At 42.0% G+C, this 18,078-nt stretch carries 14 protein-coding genes; 4 read left to right on the plus strand and 10 right to left on the minus strand.

The features are described from left to right. Nucleotides 1-174 precede the first annotated feature (174 nt). Both GGD38_RS08655 and GGD38_RS08660 read right to left on the minus strand, forming a co-directional pair. Nucleotides 175-1,704, minus strand: coding sequence for a SulP family inorganic anion transporter (locus tag GGD38_RS08655; RefSeq protein WP_375298401.1), 1,530 nt, complete (start codon nt 1,702-1,704; stop codon nt 175-177). Nucleotides 1,705-1,789: 85 nt separating this feature from the next. Then, nucleotides 1,790-3,181, minus strand: a complete 1,392-nt coding sequence (locus tag GGD38_RS08660) for an ATP-binding protein (RefSeq protein ID WP_375298400.1) — start codon at nt 3,179-3,181, stop codon at nt 1,790-1,792. Between the two features lie 330 nt (nt 3,182-3,511). On the opposite strand from GGD38_RS08660, the gene GGD38_RS08665 reads away from it, so the two are divergent. Continuing rightward, nucleotides 3,512-4,141 carry a hypothetical protein gene (locus tag GGD38_RS08665; protein WP_375298399.1) on the plus strand — a complete coding sequence of 210 codons (630 nt, stop codon included), beginning with the start codon at nt 3,512-3,514 and terminating at the stop codon, nt 4,139-4,141. Between the two features lie 42 nt (nt 4,142-4,183). On the opposite strand, the gene GGD38_RS08670 is transcribed toward GGD38_RS08665, so the two are convergent. After that, the gene (locus GGD38_RS08670) at nt 4,184-4,828 is read right to left on the minus strand and encodes an HAD family hydrolase (protein WP_375298398.1); all 645 of its coding nucleotides are present in this window, start codon (nt 4,826-4,828) and stop codon (nt 4,184-4,186) included. Nucleotides 4,829-4,928: 100 nt separating this feature from the next. On the opposite strand from GGD38_RS08670, the gene GGD38_RS08675 reads away from it, so the two are divergent. Continuing rightward, entirely contained in the window at nt 4,929-5,591 is a 663-nt protein-coding gene (locus GGD38_RS08675; protein WP_375298397.1) for a hypothetical protein, read from the plus strand. A 33-nt stretch (nt 5,592-5,624) separates the two neighbouring features. On the opposite strand, the gene GGD38_RS08680 is transcribed toward GGD38_RS08675, so the two are convergent. Both GGD38_RS08680 and GGD38_RS08685 read right to left on the minus strand, forming a co-directional pair. Beyond that, nucleotides 5,625-6,704, minus strand: a complete 1,080-nt coding sequence (locus GGD38_RS08680) for a mechanosensitive ion channel family protein (protein ID WP_375298396.1) — start codon at nt 6,702-6,704, stop codon at nt 5,625-5,627. A 129-nt stretch (nt 6,705-6,833) separates the two neighbouring features. Next, nucleotides 6,834-7,310: a M23 family metallopeptidase gene (locus GGD38_RS08685; RefSeq protein ID WP_375298395.1), complete on the minus strand. Its 477-nt coding sequence runs from the start codon at nt 7,308-7,310 to the stop codon at nt 6,834-6,836. A 115-nt stretch (nt 7,311-7,425) separates the two neighbouring features. Here GGD38_RS08685 and GGD38_RS08690 point away from each other — a divergent pair, with 115 nt between their 5' ends. After that, a complete protein-coding gene (locus GGD38_RS08690) occupies nt 7,426-7,875 on the plus strand; it encodes a hypothetical protein (protein ID WP_375298394.1) in 450 nt (149 codons plus the stop codon). 95 nt (nt 7,876-7,970) lie between these two features. Then, nucleotides 7,971-9,641: a coiled-coil domain-containing protein gene (locus GGD38_RS08695; protein WP_375298393.1), complete on the plus strand. Its 1,671-nt coding sequence runs from the start codon at nt 7,971-7,973 to the stop codon at nt 9,639-9,641. Nucleotides 9,642-9,763: 122 nt separating this feature from the next. On the opposite strand, the gene GGD38_RS08700 is transcribed toward GGD38_RS08695, so the two are convergent. The 5 genes from GGD38_RS08700 to GGD38_RS08720 form a co-directional block, all read right to left on the minus strand. Further along, nucleotides 9,764-11,200, minus strand: coding sequence for a TolC family protein (locus GGD38_RS08700; protein ID WP_375298392.1), 1,437 nt, complete (start codon nt 11,198-11,200; stop codon nt 9,764-9,766). After that, nucleotides 11,193-14,360: an efflux RND transporter permease subunit gene (locus GGD38_RS08705; protein ID WP_375298391.1), complete on the minus strand. Its 3,168-nt coding sequence runs from the start codon at nt 14,358-14,360 to the stop codon at nt 11,193-11,195. Before GGD38_RS08705 ends, GGD38_RS08700 begins: the two co-directional genes overlap by 8 nt. A gap of 154 nt (nt 14,361-14,514) precedes the next feature. Next, nucleotides 14,515-15,600 carry an efflux RND transporter periplasmic adaptor subunit gene (locus GGD38_RS08710; RefSeq protein ID WP_375298390.1) on the minus strand — a complete coding sequence of 362 codons (1,086 nt, stop codon included), beginning with the start codon at nt 15,598-15,600 and terminating at the stop codon, nt 14,515-14,517. 163 nt (nt 15,601-15,763) lie between these two features. Next, nucleotides 15,764-16,177 (minus strand): hypothetical protein, encoded by a 414-nt coding sequence (locus GGD38_RS08715; RefSeq protein ID WP_375298389.1) that lies wholly within the window; start codon nt 16,175-16,177, stop codon nt 15,764-15,766. A gap of 467 nt (nt 16,178-16,644) precedes the next feature. Then, nucleotides 16,645-18,078, minus strand: a complete 1,434-nt coding sequence (locus GGD38_RS08720; protein ID WP_375298388.1) for a TolC family protein — start codon at nt 18,076-18,078, stop codon at nt 16,645-16,647.

Consider the following 18,078-nt stretch of genomic DNA (forward strand, 5'->3'; position numbering starts at 1 on the left):
TAAGTACTTTCACCCTCAATTCACTAACACACTTTAATGCAGCCGGTAACAGGTTATATTTTTTTATGCTGGGTGTGAATAGGTGAAAAAATGATAATTTATTGGTAAGCGCGGGCAATAAAAAAGCGGCTATACATTACTGCATAACCGCTTTTTTATATACGTCTTTATTATTTAATCCGCCATCACCTTGTACTCCGGATCTTCAATAACATTTACATCAATAACCGACTCAGCATTTTTTATCAACGCGCGGCAATCGGCGCTTAGGTGTCGCAGGAGTAATTTCTTACCTGCTTTATCATAACGATCGGTTAATTTATTCAATGCTTCAATAGCGCTCATATCGGTTATGCGGCTTTCTTTAAAATCGATGATCACTTCTGCCGGGTCATTCTGTACATCGAACTTTTCTAAGAAAGTTGTTACAGACCCAAAGAACAAGGGACCATATATTTCATAATGTTTCACACCATTCTCATCAACATATTTACGTGCCCGTATTCTTTTGGCGCTTTCCCAGGCAAATACCAATGCAGAGATAATTACCCCAATCAACACTGCCAATGCCAGGTTATGTAACCATACTGTAATAACAGCCACCAGTATTCCCACTATTATATCGGGACGCGGCATTTTATTAATGATGCGCAGGCTTGTCCACTCAAAAGTACCTATGGCCACCATGATCATGACGCCCACCAGTGCAGCCATAGGCACCCGTTCAATGATGGGAGCACCGAATAATATTACTATCAGAATTGTAATGGCAGCAATAATACCCGACAGTCGTGCCCTTGAACCCGCTGATAAGTTCACGAATGATTGTGCGATCATGGCGCAACCGCCCATACCGGTGAAAAAACCATTGACAACATTAGCGGTTCCCTGCGCCATACATTCCTTATTGCCGCGACCTCTTGTACCGGTTACTTCATCAACAATATTGAGGGTTAACAAACTTTCAATAAGCCCCACCCCAGCCATTACCAATGAATAAGGAAAGATCACTTTTAAAGTATCTAAAGTAAACGGCACTATGGGAATATGGAATGGCGGTAAGCTGCCACTGATAGATGCAATGTCTTTTACTGTTTTGGTTTCAATATTAAACCCTAATACAACCAGGAACACTACAATGATGGCTACCAATGAAGCAGGCACTGCTTTCGTAATTTTTGGAAAAGCAATAACGATCAAAACTGTTAAGATTACCAGGCCGAGCATGGTCCATAATGCAGGGCCGCTGAGTAAAGAAGTTCCTGCGTCGGTTGTAATAGTGAATTGTTTTATCTGGGCCATGAAGATGATCACAGCCAGGCCGTTTACAAAACCATACATTACTGATTGTGGCACCAAACGAATGAATTTGGCCAGCTTGAATATACCCACCGCTATTTGCAGCAGGCCAGCCAATGCAACGGCGGCAAATACATATTCAACGCCATGTGATTTCATCAATGCGATCAACACAACAACGGTAGCGCCTGCGCCGCCAGATACCATGGCGGGCCGGCCACCTAAAACGGCGGTGATCAATCCCATCAGGAAGGCGGCGTATAAACCGGTCAATGGCGACAAACCCGCCAGTATTGCAAATGACAATGATTCGGGGATCATGGTCATGGCAACGGTGAGCCCGGCCAGCACCTCTGTTTTGTAGTTTACTTTTTGTTTGAAATCGAATAAATTAAGTAACGCCATTCTGGATATTCAAGGTGGAGGGCGAAGGTAAACAAAAAAGGGGCGAAAGGCCCCTTTTGAGTGTTATATGATATTGCGACTGCGTTTATTCCAGTACTTCCCACCGGCCTCCTTTATTGGCACCAATCCTTATTAACAAGTTTTCTTCCTGAAGTTTTTGAATGTTTCTTTCAATTGAGCGTTCAGAAACACCAACGTTAGAAGCCAATTCTGGGATTGTGATTTCTGGGTTACCCTTTATCAATTCCAGAATTTTTCCCGACGTTCTCCCGACGTTTTCCCGACGTTCTCCCGACATGTCGACGCCTTCCCGACGTTCTCCCGACGTTTCCCCGACGTTTTCCCGACATTCTCCCGACGTTTTCTCCGACGCATCCGCCTTTCCTCTAAAATGCACCATTAACCCATGACTGTTAAAGGTAAATGTAGGCTCAGGTAAACCAGCGTCGGTACATTCAGTTCTTATTTTCACCAGTCCCCTTCCCCATGATTCGATATACCCAGCCCTGAAAAAAGTATTGGCAATATCAGGATTATAAGGTTGCGAAGCGTGTTTATTAAGTAAGTCCTGCATCGTATAATTGTCGGGTAGTTGGCCCTGACTCCAGATATATACCTGGTCTTCATAAATACTGATCTGAATTGGTATGCCGCATCCATAATCTTTATGAATTACTGCATTTAACACGGCTTCTCTGACAGCCTCTCTGGGGAAAGGATAAGTTTCAACACGTTGAATCATTTCATAACTAATCAGAGCTTTCATGTATTTAGTAAAGATCAGATCTATGGTCTTATCTACCTGCTCAAACAGATTACCATGTACAGTATCATGGTATAAAAGGTCGGCATGCGTTTCAAAAAAACCTACTTTTATAAAGGCGCCTGTAAAAAAGGCTTCGGGATCAGGATGAAACAACAGCAAAGCCGCCCGCTTTAAATAAGTACCTTCCATCAACCTAAGCTTTTCTAACAACACAGCATTGCTTACAGACACTTCTTCTATTGGCAGCCGTTTGCTTGCGACTGACTTCTTCCTGAAAAGTGTAAATGCATGGTCACTTAAATCTGCTACTGTCACTTTGGGATATGGCACCCCATCCCATCGCTTGCCTTGCTTCTTTAACAGAAACCTGTCTAAAGCGGCGCCCTTAAGCTCTTGTTTTGTACTGCCGCTTCTATAATGATATTGGCCTTTGTAACTGATGGGTGTGGGATATGGTTCTACTTTTACTTCAAGGTAATTCTTCCCGCTTTCCGTTTGCAAGTTCACATCTACTATTATTCCTAAAACATCTTTTGCTTTATTGGGAATATCCTCCAACAGCTTTGCTGCATCTGGCAAGCCAGCAATATCGCCGTTGTCGTTTGCTCCAATTATCATCGTTCCGCCCTGCGCATTAGCAAAACCGCAGATCCATTTAAGAAACTCATCGCGCCAGGAGATCTTATACTCAACATTCTGTTTTTCGGTCATAAGGAATTTTTAATGGTTATTGTATACTATCAAAACAACTTTAATAACCATATGTACTAGCCGATACCGATTGATATAAATCAAAATCTAAGATGCTTAAGCAAGAAAAGTTGCTAAATAGTAATTGCATTATGCAAAAAATGCATAATGGTGAACGGTTGTAATTTGCAATGTGCAATTTTTGCACATTGGTCCGCAACTGTCAAGCATCCCTTGACAGTTCAAAGTGGCCCCTCGCCTATTCGGGTAACATTGTCACACCTCTTGCAATTCAGCAACACCATTCCTATATTTACCACGCACTATTTTCAAACCCTAATAAAAACATGCATGGGATTAGACTGGCGCCCTATGGGCAAACCCAAACCTGGCTATGAAGACAGGTTCAATGAACTTTACAGCCTTTTAACCGGGCCAACAAAACCTGATAACAAAGAAGCATTACGCGAAGAATGGTTCAGCATACAGATCCCTACTTATGAAACCATTAAAGCGCCGCTTGTAGGCAGGGATAAAGAAGCCGATGATTGGATAAAAGCTCAATATGAAGAAAGCGAGAAAGATGTTTCTCTTGAAGAATTTGTTGAAGGAATGAAAGGATACTACGTTATTCTACTGGCTAAAGAAGAAGATGGCGTACCCGTTTATATGGCCATGGGGCAGGATGAGAACGTGTTCAGAGGGAAATTCCTTGATAGTTGCGAAGACCTTCTCGGTAAAGAATTGTATGAAGAAGCCTATGTTTCCAAAATGGCCGATGATACGTTGAAGTATGGCCAACAATTAATGGCGGTTGCAGAAAAACTTGCTACCGAACATAATGCCACTTATTTAAAAGATCAACGCTTTCCGCCGGAAAACTGGGACACTATCGAATTTCATATTCATGTTATATACTCAGCCGCCAAATGGCTTATCTTTTATGGTAAGAACGGCCATGGCTTTGAAGCTGATTTTTAATTTACTTCTGAAAAGTAACCATCAGAAAACTGATGGTTACTTTCAGTATACTAATAATCTCTCTACCAACTTACGGTAATCAGCAATCTTTTTAACACCTTCCTTCGCTTCATACCGGTTGTATTTATCGTACCACACTGCTTCTACGCCTAGTTCGTGGGCGGCTTTTATTTCTGAGTTTACATCATCACCTACAACTATCACATCTTCTTTATCATACTCATACCGCTGAATGATATCGGCAAAGACATCTTTCTTTCCTTTTTTACTTGTTGTAGGGTCAATGATATGAATCTCTTTGAAATCCTTTGCCAGCTCAAGCCTGTCAACTTTGCTTTGCTGCATTTTTGTAAAGCCGGTAGTCACTAAAAATTTATCAACCGGTAAACCACGTACAACCTCAAAGTCGGCAAACGGTTCAATAGCGCCGGTATATGCCAGCTCTTTTAAAATGTTGATGCATTTGCTGGTTAACTCTTCGCTGAAATGATGGTCTTTTGCTACTTTTTGAAAGGGTGTGCGCATAATTTCATCTTTGATCTTTTCCAGATCACGGCTGTGATCCCCTTCCATTTCTATCAATTCAAATAATGGAGCGAATAGTTTGGTACCAATTTGTGGAACCGGATAAATGGTATTATCCAGGTCAAAAATGATGGCCTTTATCATATGAGCAGTCGTTTTCATAAAGTTACATAACTGGCCGGTTATTTTTATCAATCCAGTATTTCCACTTAGTTGCCATCTACGCAATTTTACCATATCTTGCGTCAATACCCTGTTTCCTATGTCACAATATGGCACTTACCTTAAGTTTTACTCGCCTGATGATGCTCAGTTTTTAATAGAGATCTTGCAACCGCGCAATATTCCTTACAAACTTGAGCATGAAGTGAATCAACTCGACAAAGTATATATCGGCGAATCTATTGACCCGATGTTTGCGTTGCAAATACCTACCGCACATTTTACTGAAGTAAATAATTTACTGGCCGAACAAGCCAAAGCCGATATGCAGAAACCGGGCTTTGAGCACCTGATGCAATCCTATACAACAGAAGACCTGCAGGAGATCATTAATGAACCAGCGGGCTATAATGCCTATGACCTGCAGGTGGCAATGTCGCTTTTAGCGCAAATAACGCCAGACAAAGTTCTCACCCCTGTTACCAATACCGATACGTTTGTTCCATATAAACTGGAAACAATATGGATCGCTCTCGGATACATAGTAAGTATACTTGGAGCAGCTTTCTTTTATCTTGGTATTGCCGGCTTTTTTGCCGGGCTGGTTGTTCACCAATCCCAAAAGACACTCAAAAATGGTACAATTGTAAAAATGTATTCTCCTAACAGCCGCAAACATGCCCGTAACATGATGCTGCTAAGTGTATTGGCCACTTGTATAAGCCTGTTACTACTTTTTGGCTACATTAAAACAGACTATTAAGGGGAAAGGATTCTACATACTAGGCATTGTTTTTTAACTTTTTGCCTCAACACCGGTAAATGGACTTATTCCATTACTAATTTGCAGGGTTTGGGTTGGCAATGCGAATTGAATACCTTCTCTTTTAAAAGCGTTTAATATTGACAGATAAATGGCCTGCTGCCGGTCCATATATAAATTGTAATCGGCGCTTAAAATGTAATATACTACTTCAAAGGTGAGACTGAACTGTCCGAACGCAGAAAAGTGAGCCCGATCGAAACGGGTATCTTTTTGTGAAATAATAATATCTTTTATCAGCACAGGTATCCGTTGCACCTTTTCGGGCGATGTGGTATAGACCACACCTAATGTAAATACCACCCGCCGGTTTTCCATGCGTTTGTAATTATGTATACGGGCATTTACCAGGTTGGTATTGGAACATATCAACTGCTCGCCGCTCAGCGTTCTTATTCGAGTGCTTTTTACACCGATATATTCTATAGAACCCATTTTATCGTCTACTATAATAAAATCCCCTACTTCAAAAGGTTTATCAAAGAAAATAACAAAATAGTTGAAGAGGTCGCCCAGAACGGTTTGCGATGCCAATGCAATGGCCACACCGCCAATACCCAGTCCGGTAACAACAGAAGTAATATTATAACCGAGATTATTGATCAGGAATACCAGCGCCAGGATCCATAGAACAATGTTTACAATGATGATGATACCGCGGGCCTGTTTCTTTTTTTCAATATCCGCGGCATCGTTACCAAGGGCATTATTGATAAGATAGTTTAAGGCCGAGGTAATGGTTTTGATAATAATAAAAGTAACCACCACCATCACGGCCACATGCAACAATTTGTCAACCTTGGGAGTTAACGTTAAATAATTTACACCTGCATATAATGCTCCCAGGTATAACGCCGGTATCAGTGCGCCTTCAGATAATTGAACAATAAAATCATCGAGCGTAGTACGGGTATGGGTTGAAAATCTTTTAAATCTTGTTAAAAATACGTGTTTGGCGCCCCGTATTACCGCCCAGGAAACTATTATAATTCCCAGGGCAACTAACCACTGTAAGATCGTATTCCCTAATAAAGTGTTTTCCCACCAATTCATACGCTTTAGCTTTTACACATCACTTGATTGGGGTCACTAATACAATTGTTATTCCATGCAAATACATCTAAATAAAACCGGCTGCCTTCATTGGGAGGGCAGCCGGTTTTATTATGAAATACCCGCTCGTTAATTATTATATTTTTTTAAGAATTTGGCATAGTCTGGAGAAACCATTCTCCTTGTACCTGCTACCACTCCAAAAACAAGTTCATATCTACGCTGATCAGCATCTTTTTTTACTTTCCCAATTAAGTCACCTTTTCGTACCGTTTTACCAACCTGCACATTGGTACTGTCCAGGTTGCTATATTGAAAAGTGGTGTCGCCTTTCCTTATCAGCACAAGGTCTTCATCTACCAGTCTGAAAACCCTTTCTACTTTACCTTCCGCCAGTGCAAAAACGTCGTTCGCTTTAGAGTAAATAGAAACAAACGGGATGGACTGCTGTGAAGTACCCTTTCCCTCATGGATTATATACCCCTCTTTAAAAGGATATTTATAAACATATTCAACTGAATCGGCTTTTTTCTGAGAAAAGGAATGTATGCTGATAAATAAGATGGCAATAAGGAGCTTTATTTGCAGACTCATAATTATTTTCATTAATGGGTGGATTAATACCTTCGTCAGATAATAGAAAATATTATGCCTAATATGCCTGTACCAATTACAGTTGACCGGTTTTTGTTATTTTTAACCTTTAACTAAACCAAGCCACATGAGACCGATCTATCGATGCCTGCCTGTTATTTCCATTTTTGCTGCCTGCAATACCCAAAAACCCTTATCGCCTATAACCGGCACCTGGCAATTGCTTACCGGAACACTTATTGAAAAGAACGACACTACCGTTACCGACTACACCAAGGATAAAAAGTTTATCAAGATCATCAACGACACGCACTTTTCATTTTTAGGCCACGATCTTAATAAAGGAAAAGATTCAGCCAATGCCTTTTATTCAACCGGCGGTGGAACATACACACTTAAAGACAGCACTTATACCGAGCACCTGGAATATTGTAGTGACCGCAATTGGGAGAACAATAAATTCGAGTTCACCATTCGTATCAACAACGATACGCTTATACAACAGGGAGTGGAGAAAGTGGAAGCAACCGGCGTTAACCGGTATAATATTGAGAAGTATGTAAGGGTGAAGGAGTAGCCATATTAATCAACATTGGGTCAATAAAATAGGGTGATTTAACGGGTCTAAGGGATTCTCAACATTTGTTATTTTGCATAATAACAAACTGCTATATGAAATATTTGCTGCCCCTGACAGTAATGCTCTGTCTATTTACCAAGTTGAACGCACAACATGATTCTTTGAAAAATGAGATAGCGAAATACGACTCTTCTATACTAAAAAAAACACATGAACTTAATATAAAAGACTCATCAATAAAAGAGGCAAATAAACAACTAGAAATTTCTACACAAAAAGTAGAGCAGCTAAAATCAGAGATTAAAAAGTTAATTGCCAATAATATAAAAACAGAAGATGATAATAAAAAGCTTCGTGAAGAATATGAAAAACTGAATGACGCAATTGATCAACAAGAGTTAAAAAGCCAGTCACTTAAAAATCTCAATAAAGAATTGACGTCAATAACAAATGAAAAAGAAAAAATCAAACAAAATAAGGATTCAACGATACTAATTTTAAATGCTGAAATTGAACAGAAAATAAGAAAAAAGGATTCTCTTCAGCATGTGGCAGATTCAGTTCAGAAAAAAGAAAACACACTCATTGCTCAACGACAAGCTCTTATCTCCAAACAACTGGATTCTCTCGAAGTTATTTCAACCATTTCCATACAAGATTCTGTCCCTATCTATCATGCAAGTAAAAAAGATACAACTAGTGTAAGGTACAAGATAAAAGAGGTGAATATTACAGTTAAAGAAGGTATAATACAAGAAATAATTGTTAGAACAGCAGATGGAATTTTCAGAAATAAAAATAACATTATACCTCTGCTCCATATCGGAGAAGTATTCATCGATAAATTCAGGGGAAGACTACAACGGGAAAATCAAAAGTATAAGCCGCAGGGACAATATCAGTTTATCTATCTGGATGATGTAATTAATTATAATGTAATAAGATCATATAAAGACGTAGCGTATGGTGATTTTGAGATAAAACTACTTCCCACTGGGCAGGATAGTGTTTATTTAATCAGAGAATCAACTTCAATAAACACTTATTTTAACATTGCCGGATTTACAGATATCAAGGGATTAAGTGGCGACCCCAATGGCCTGGCGCAGTTCAATGCAGATGCCAAGTTTATTACTCAAACAAAGAATATTAAAAATTCATCTTGGGTTCTTTTTAATTACATAGCTTTTCAGGGTGGTTTATCAAAATTTGATAATGACTTTAAAGGAAGCCGCCTTTATAATAAAGATAGTATAAACCGTAAAGATCTTTTTCAACGAGCAATATATTCTGTAGGAATAAAAGCTAATTTAATTAAGGGGTTTGCTCATCCCAGTCCTACCGTTTTATTCAACAATATTCAATTGAATTTGGGGTATAATGTCCTTGGCTCCAGAGTATATGATACCCTTCAAAAAGGCGGGCAGGTGATTGACACAATCTTTAAAACTGTTACCCAAAATCAATTCTTTATAGAGCCATCCGTTACCTTTGACCGCCACCATAATTTTGCTATCACCATTTCCTCCCCTTTGTCATTTATTTCAGTTAAACACAATGCGCAGATAAGCAATAGAGACTGGGAATTATGGCTAAGGCCAAGTGTTTCCTTAATGTATTATGGTAAAAGAGAGCCCGGAAATAAAATATTTTTTCGCTACAACCAATATATCAACCTAAAGCAACCTACAGAGGCTTTTACCCAAATGCAACTGGGATTTTCTGTAAATCTAACAGAGGTATGGCATAAAGAAAATAAATAAGGATTGAATTATTTCCGCAAATAAAGGCCCCGGGTTTGCCCGGGGCCTTCTACTTTACTCTAAACTCTCTTATATATCGTGAAGCTGAATTTAAATTATCACCTTAGCTAATTATCACATTATCATTTCCATCCCCCACCCAGCGCCTGGTAAATATTCACCTTGGCTTTCATTTGGGCCATTCTGGTTTCTATTAACTCAAATTTCGATTCCAGGGCATCGCGCTGTGTCAACAGCACTTCCATATAATCTGCACGTGCATTACGGAACAGATCATTCGAAATAGTGATCGATTGCGTCAACGCATCTACCTGTTTCGATTTCAGTTCATAGCTCTTTTGCAGGTTATCGATCTTTGCTACCTGATTGGCCACTTCAACATAGGCATTTACGATAGTACGCTCGTAATTATACACCGCCTGTATTTGTTTTGCATTGGCGTTTGAATAGGTGGCTTTTATCGCATTCCTGTTTATCAATGGCGCCATCAGTTCACCGGCCAGTGAATACAACACAGACTCTGGCGTATGGAATAAATAGGTAGGGCTAAACGCATTATAACCTACACCAGCTGAAATGCCCAATGAAGGATAGAACTGTGCTTTTGCTACCTGTACATCCAGCTTCGCAGCCGCCAGTTCCAACTCTGCCTTACGGATATCGGGCCGGTTAGCCAATAACTGTGAAGGAATACCTGTTTGTAAATTTTCAGGCATTACGTTATTATCCAATGACTGTGCATTGCGCGGAATGGGTTGTGGAAACCTGCCCAGCAGAAAATTGATGCGGTTCTCGGTTTCAACTATCTGCTGCTGTATGTTGTACTGCAGGCTTTTTGTATTAAGCACTTCTGCTTCGAATTTGCGTACAGCCAGTTCAGTTACCCGGGCAGCGTCTTTCTGGATCTTTACGATCTCTAATGCATTGCTTTGAATATCGATGTTCTTTTTTACGATCTCCAGCTGATTATCGAGCGCCAGCAATTCAAAATACGAATTGGCGATCTCTGCGATCAGGTTGGTGATCACAAAATTACGGCCTTCTACCGTAGACAGGTACCTGGCAACCGCCGCTTTTTTCGCATTGCGCAGTTTGTGCCAAATATCAATTTCCCAGTTGGCGTACACGCCTATTAAGAAATCACCAAGCGGATCGGGCATTTCTTTACCGGGCTTAATTTCGGTAGTAGCATCACCTGCACCCTGGCTTGTGTACCTACCCACTTTTTCAACACCAGCACCGGCTTTTACACCAACAAACGGCAGGTACTCCCCTTTGCGGGCAGTTACTTCGTTCTTAGTGATCTCAATTTCCTGTAAGGTGATGTTCAACTCCTGGTTATTCTTTAACGCCGTATCGATAAGCGCTACCAGGTTAGGATCGGTAAAATAAGCCTGCCATTTTATAGCGGCGGTATTAACGGTATCCTGCGAGTTATTGAAACTCGCAGGTACCGTTTTGTTTTCCGTTCTACCAGTAAGCACAGGCGTTTTACAGGCTGCATATGCCAGGCAAATGCACCCAATACCTACATATTTAAAGAATGTGTTTTTAAACATTGTGATCGATTTCTTCTGTTAATGGATTTTCATCTTCGCCCCTGATGAGCTTGCGTTTTGATGCCAGTTTAGCGAATACATAATACAGTCCGGGAATAACAATAACACCGCCAACAGTACCTATCAACATACCACCCAATGACGATGAACCAATGGTACGGTTGCCAATGGCGCCCGGGCCTGTTGCAATTACCAGTGGTATTAACCCGGCTATAAATGCCAGTGACGTCATGATGATAGGACGGAAACGTGTTTTGGCGCCTTCCATGGCGGCCCGGTAAACGGTCATACCTGCACGGTGTTTTTGCGCAGCAAACTCTACGATCAACACCGCATTCTTACCCAACAAACCCACCAGCATGATCAAACCTACCTGGGCGTAAATGTCGTTGGCCAGTCCCATTACCTTAATTAACAGGAACGAACCAAACACACCCGCAGGTAGCGAAAGGATAACCGATAACGGTAGAATAAAGCTTTCGTACTGCGCCGCCAGGATCAAATACACGAACATCAACACGATACCGAAAATGATCACTGCTTCATTACCACGCGCCGATTCATCTTTTGATAAACCTTCCCAGTCGATACCATAACCACGAGGTAAGGTTTTATCGGCCACTTCCTGAATGATCTTGATGGCCTCACCGCTACTGTACCCTTTAGCCGGCTCACCTCTGATGGCCGATGAGTTGTACATATTGTACCGCGTGATCTCGTTCAACCCATGGCTCTTTTTGATTGACATAAACGCCGAGTAAGGCACCATTTCATCGCGTTTGTTCTTTACATATAGTTTCAACAGGTCATCGGGCAACGCGCGGTATTCAGGCGATGACTGCACGAATACTTTTAAGAAGTTACCAAAGCGAATGAAACCTAACTCATACGAGCTACCAATCAATATCGACAGGTTATCCATAGCTTTACCAATAGATACGCCTTTTTGCATAGCAGCCTTGTTATCGATCTGTAATTCGTATTGTGGATAGTTGGCGCTGAAGAAGGTGAATAAACCTGTAAGCTCTTTACGTTTAGCGAGCGCGGCCATAAAGTCGTCGTTCACCTTTTCCATATCGAGGTAGTTATCGCTGTTGGTTTTATCGAGCAAACGCAGGGCAAAACCACCCGCGGCACCATAACCGGGTACAGCCGGCGGACCGAAGAACTCGATGGTAGCACCGGGTATTTCTTTACATTTTTCTTCCAGCTCCTCTATGATCTGTGTTACGTTGTGTTTACGTTTGGCCCAATCTTTCAAACTGATGATACAGGTACCGGCATTGGAACCACGGCCTTCCGTTAACACCTCATAACCTGCCAGCGCCGATACAGACTGAATGCCATCTATGTGTTCAGCAATTTCCTGTACGCGTTTAGCCAGGTCATTGGTTCTTTCCAATGTAGAACCGGGCGGGGTTTGAATGATGGCGTAGATCATACCCTGGTCTTCGCTGGGAATGAAACCGGTAGGCAATGTTCTGCCCAAACCGAAGATGCCAAAACAAAACGCACCTAATAATACAAAGGTCACCAGACGGCGGCTCACGATCTTATCCATGAACTTAGCGTAATGGCCAGTGAGTTTTTCAAACCCACGGTTGAACCAGTCGAGGAACATATTGATAGGCGTTTTCCTTCTTGGCTTGCCGTGATTGTTCTTCAATAACATGGCGCACAATACCGGTGTAAGCGTTAACGCCACCACACCCGATAGCACGATAGCTGTAGCCATAGTAATAGCGAACTGGCGATAGAAGATACCCACAGGGCCGCTCATAAACGCCACCGGAATAAACACCGCCGCCATTACAAAAGTGATAGCTACGATAGCGCCACTGATCTCATGCAATACCTGTTTGGTTGCATTGTATGGCGACATATGCGTTTCTTCCATTTTGGCGTGCACGGCTTCAATTACCACAATGGCGTTATCTACCACAATACCAATGGCCAACACCAATGCAAACAATGTAATAAGGTTGATGTTCAACCCAAACAATTGCATAAAGAAGAACGAACCAATAAGCGATACAGGTACCGCCAGTGTGGGAATAAGTGTAGAACGCCAGTCGCCCAGGAATATGAACACCACAATAGCCACCAGTACGAAGGCCTCACCAAGCGTATGCAACACTTTTTCAATAGAGGCATCGAGGAAGTTCGAAACGTCGTAGTCGATCTCGTAATCCATTCCCGGCGGGAAGGACTCTTTCTTCAGCTCATTCAGTTTTTCCTTTATGGCCTTAATTACATCCTGGGCATTACTGCCATAGGTTTGTTTCAATACAACGGCCGCAGATGGGTGCCCATTGAGATTTGAATAGATGTCGTAAAATTCGCTTCCCAATTCAACGTCTGCAATATCTTTCAGGTACAGGATCTCCCCTTCGGGGTTGGCGCGAATGATCACATTCTTATATTGATCAGGCTGGTTATACCGGCCCTGATAGGTTAATACATATTCCAGCGCTTCCGATCTTTTACCATCACTTCTACCTAACCTTCCGGGCGAACCGATGATACTTTGCTCACCCAATGCTTCCATCACCTCATCGGTTGAAACATTATACGCACGCATACGATCGGGTTTCAGCCAAATACGCATGGCGTACTGGCGGCTACCGAGGATCTGCGCACTACCAATACCTTTTACGCGGCTTAGCTCACGTAAGATATTTACGTTGGTAAAGTTGTATAGAAAATTTTCATCGGCGTGTTTGTCGGTACTAAATACGTTAACATACATCAACATGTTTGGCTGTAACAGGTTAACGATAATACCTTCACGTTGTACCAGTACGGGCAGGCGGTTTGTTACCTGCTCAATACGGTTCTTTACGTTCACCACCGCAGCATTAGGATCGGTTCCCAGGTCAAATACTACCTGTACGTTTGCCTCACCGGCGCTGGTTGCATCTGAGGTCATGTACTTCATTCCAGGCACACCGTTTATGGCTTTTTCCATGGGAATGAGTACAGATTTTACCAACACATCGGCACTGGCCCCGGGGTACGCCACACTAACGATTACCCGTGGTGGCGCAATGGAAGGGAACTGAGATGTTGGAAGTGTATTAATGGCCAGTATCCCCATAAAAACAATGACCAGGGATAGCACGATCGCAAAGACCGGCCTCTTCATAAATATATTAAACATGTTCTTTCTTTTGGTGAATGGTCAATATTTTCAACAGCCTGTTACTGGTTACCGGTTGCCGGTTGCCGGGCCCTTAATGCGGAATGCCCGACTATAATCAACCTGAAATTAATTTGAGCCCCGGCCACAGGTACCTGGTAACTGGTTACCTGCTTTATTCCGATTCCAGCTTCAAATGAGATAATACCTTTGCAGGCTCCTCATATTCAAAGCTTATCTTATTACCATCCTGTACCTTGCGAATGCCTTCCAGCAATATTTTATCGCCGTCGGTAACTCCATCTTTGATTATAAATAAATCGGGGATCTCAGCTGCGATAGTGATGGGCGTTAACTTCACCACATTGTCTTTATTCACTATGTACACATATTTTTTATCCATGATCTCCAGTGTCGCTTTTTGCGGAATGATGATGGCATTTTTCAATTGCTCTTTCATCAAAATGCTACCGGTTTCGCCATGACGCAACAAGCCTTCATGATTGGGGAAGGTGGCCCTGAAGGCGATATTACCTGTTTCATTGTTGAACTCGGCCTCGATGGTCTCAACATAACCGGGATGTTTGAATACCTCTTTATTGGCCATCAACAACTCCACTTTCATTTTTTCTTTTGGCTTCAGGTGTGTTTGGTAATTCAGGTATTCGGGCTCCGATACATTGAAATAAACCCACATTTGGCTATTGTCTGAAAGACTGGTGAGCAGTTCGCCTTCTTCAACCAGGCTTCCCTGTTTTAAATGCAACTGATCTACAATGCCATCGAAAGGCGCCCTGATATCGGTAAATGCCAGGTGTGTTTTAGCCAACGCCAGTTCTGCTTTTGCTTTTTTTGCTTTGGCACTAGCCAGCGCCAGTTCGTTTTTAGAAACAACGTTCCTGTCGGCCAGCGACTGGGTGTTCTGCACTTCAATATCAGCCGCCTGCGCTTCCGCATCTGCCTTTTCCAGTTCGGCCTGGTACAGGGTAGGCATGATCTTGAATAACAATTGTCCGGCCTTTACAAACTGGCCTTCGTCAACATACACGCGTTCGAGATAACCTTTTTCCTGCGCCTTCACTTCAATGTTGCGAATGGAGCGGATCTGGCATACGTATTCTTTGGTAACAGTTGTGTCCATTTTCAATGGACTGGTCACAAGAAGTTTGGTGGTTTCTTCCTTTTTTTCTTCTTCTGTTGATTTACAGCTTGCAAAGCCCAACAAGGCGCACAAGCCTGTAAGCATGACGATTCTTTTCATAATATTTATGGGTTCTTGATTCAGATTTGCCTGATAAAAATTTCACCGGGGTGCATAGCATACCTAACTACGATAGCTATATGCTATGCAGGCAAGCAACGAACAATATGCTAATGTGATAATGGGCTAATGTGCTAATGGAGATACAATACAGAATACGGGGTCATATCCTGAAAACACAATGAATAATAAATTTGGAAGAAGAGAAATATGATAAATGCTCGCAGGAGGGAAAATTACTTAAATAGAGGGCGCCTTCTGTTTCAGGAGAGGAATAAGAGGTAATGTAACTACTGCCTGTGCCGGTGTGCCTTTTGGAAGATCTTGTTTCATCATCATCATCGTCGTCGTCGTCGCTTTCTTCTTCCTTTTCGGCCGACTCATCATATACCCGCCGGTCGCCGGTGGAACGCCTTTGACTTACATATGCCTGATTCTCCTGCAGGTTGGCCACATCTTCGGCCGACAGAGTGTAGAAATTTTTAGGGAGGTCATTCCTACTCTCCTGGGTGGTGTACGCATGCACGCCCAGTAAAAGACAACAAAAGGAGAATAGAAATCTAACCAACAACTTCATCAGGCTTCAAAATAATATGAAGATTTAAAAAAGGACAAGTTTCCATGTTTCACGGAAAGCGATCGTTTTGGTGTACCGCCCTCAGTTACCGGAATCGGTTACAGGGGCGAGATTCGTAAAATTAACTGTAAAAAGACAACGAACAAAGGCTGTAAAAGCCGTTTTAGGCTATAATAGGGGTCAATAACATTTCATTAATAAAAAACTTATGACTTACAATGCGCGTAATAACATAGATCTTATACTTCTAATATTATTTTAATAGCATTCTAATATCACTTTATATTTCGAATTATTTTTCTTTAAAATACTTTTTCACAATTATCACATGATAACCTGATTTAGCATTAAAAGGCACGTATTATATATTTTGCCATAGGTTTTTCATGTCATACAAACACAAATAAAAAATGCCGGCACAAACCGGCATTTAATAAGCTAACATCTTATGATCTGGCGGATCCCTTTTATTGCCAGCCCCCGCCTAATGAGCGATAGAGCTGGATCAATGAGATATAAATATTCTTTTTCTGCTCATTCAAAGCCAGTTCCGCTTCCAGCACGTTCTTTTGCGCAGTGATCACTTCAAGGTAGGTTGCATAACCGGTAAGGTATAACTCCCGCGCCGATGTTACGGCGGCATACAATTCCTGCACTTCCTGTAGTTTAAGTGCATGCGCCTGTTTATAATTGTCAACCGCATTCATGTTAGTCACTACTTCACTGTAAGCATTGAGTAATTTTTGTTGATAGTTATATACCGATTCTTTACTGGCAGCATTTGCCATTACGAATTGCGCCTTTAACTGACGTTGTTGAAATAACGGCGCCGTTAATCCGCCCGCAACGCCATAAGCCAAACTTCCGTCCTTGAACAGAAGTGATGGGGTAAAGGCATTGAATGCCACATAGGGATTCAGCGTTAATGATGGCAGAAAAGCGGCACGGGCAGCCTGAACATTTTCTTTCATCATTTGCAATTCATATTCTGCCTGCTGCACATCGGGCCGGGCAGATAATAGCGATGCAGGTAAACCGGCCTCAATAGCAACAGCAACCGATTCGGGCAGCGAGGTATCCCTATCGATGTGTTTGGGATAACTGCCGGCAATGGCGTTCAATTCATTTTCTACCTGTACCCGCTGTTGCATAATGCGAAACTCAATGCCACGGGTATTTAATAGCTGCGCCCTGAACTGTTGCACAGCCAGCTCATTGGCGCGGCCACCTACCTTTTGCGCTTCTACTATTTCAACTGCCTGCTTTTGCAGCTCGATGTTCTTTCTTACGATCTTCAGTTCGGCATCGAGGCCCAATAATGTATAATATCCCTCTGCAAGTGTTGCTACCAGCGAGGTAATAAGTAATTGCTTTCCCTTTTCTGTTGCCAGTAATTCGGCCTGCGCCGCTTTTTTAAGATGACGCAATTTGCCCCACAGATCAATTTCCCAGGTACTGGTAAGCCCCACAAACAGATCGGTAGTTGGTGAAACCGGTATCTTTTGGTCTTTATTGATATTGGGCGATAAATTGGTATCGAAGTTACCTACGCCATTCAGGGTGTAATCGCCATACTTATCGGCGGCACCGGAAACAACGCCATTTACCGAAGGCAGAAAGGCGCCTTTGCGTTGGGCAAGACGGGCATGCGCCATTTCAATACGTTGCAGCGCTATGTTCAAATCGGTATTGTCTTTTAATGCCGTAGCAATAAAATTATTCAGCCTTACATCGGAAAAGATATTTTTAAAAACAAGATTGGCTGAATCGGTTTCACCCGCCTTTTCAGCAAACTGCTGAGGCATTGGCTTTACCGCAGGCAGCGGTGCGGGTTGCATTACTTTACACCCCGCCATGGCGCCTACTGAAACAATAATTATATATGAAAAGATATTCTTCAT

This window comes from Niastella sp. OAS944 (assembly GCA_024809215.1).
Lineage (GTDB): Bacteria > Bacteroidota > Bacteroidia > Chitinophagales > Chitinophagaceae > Niastella.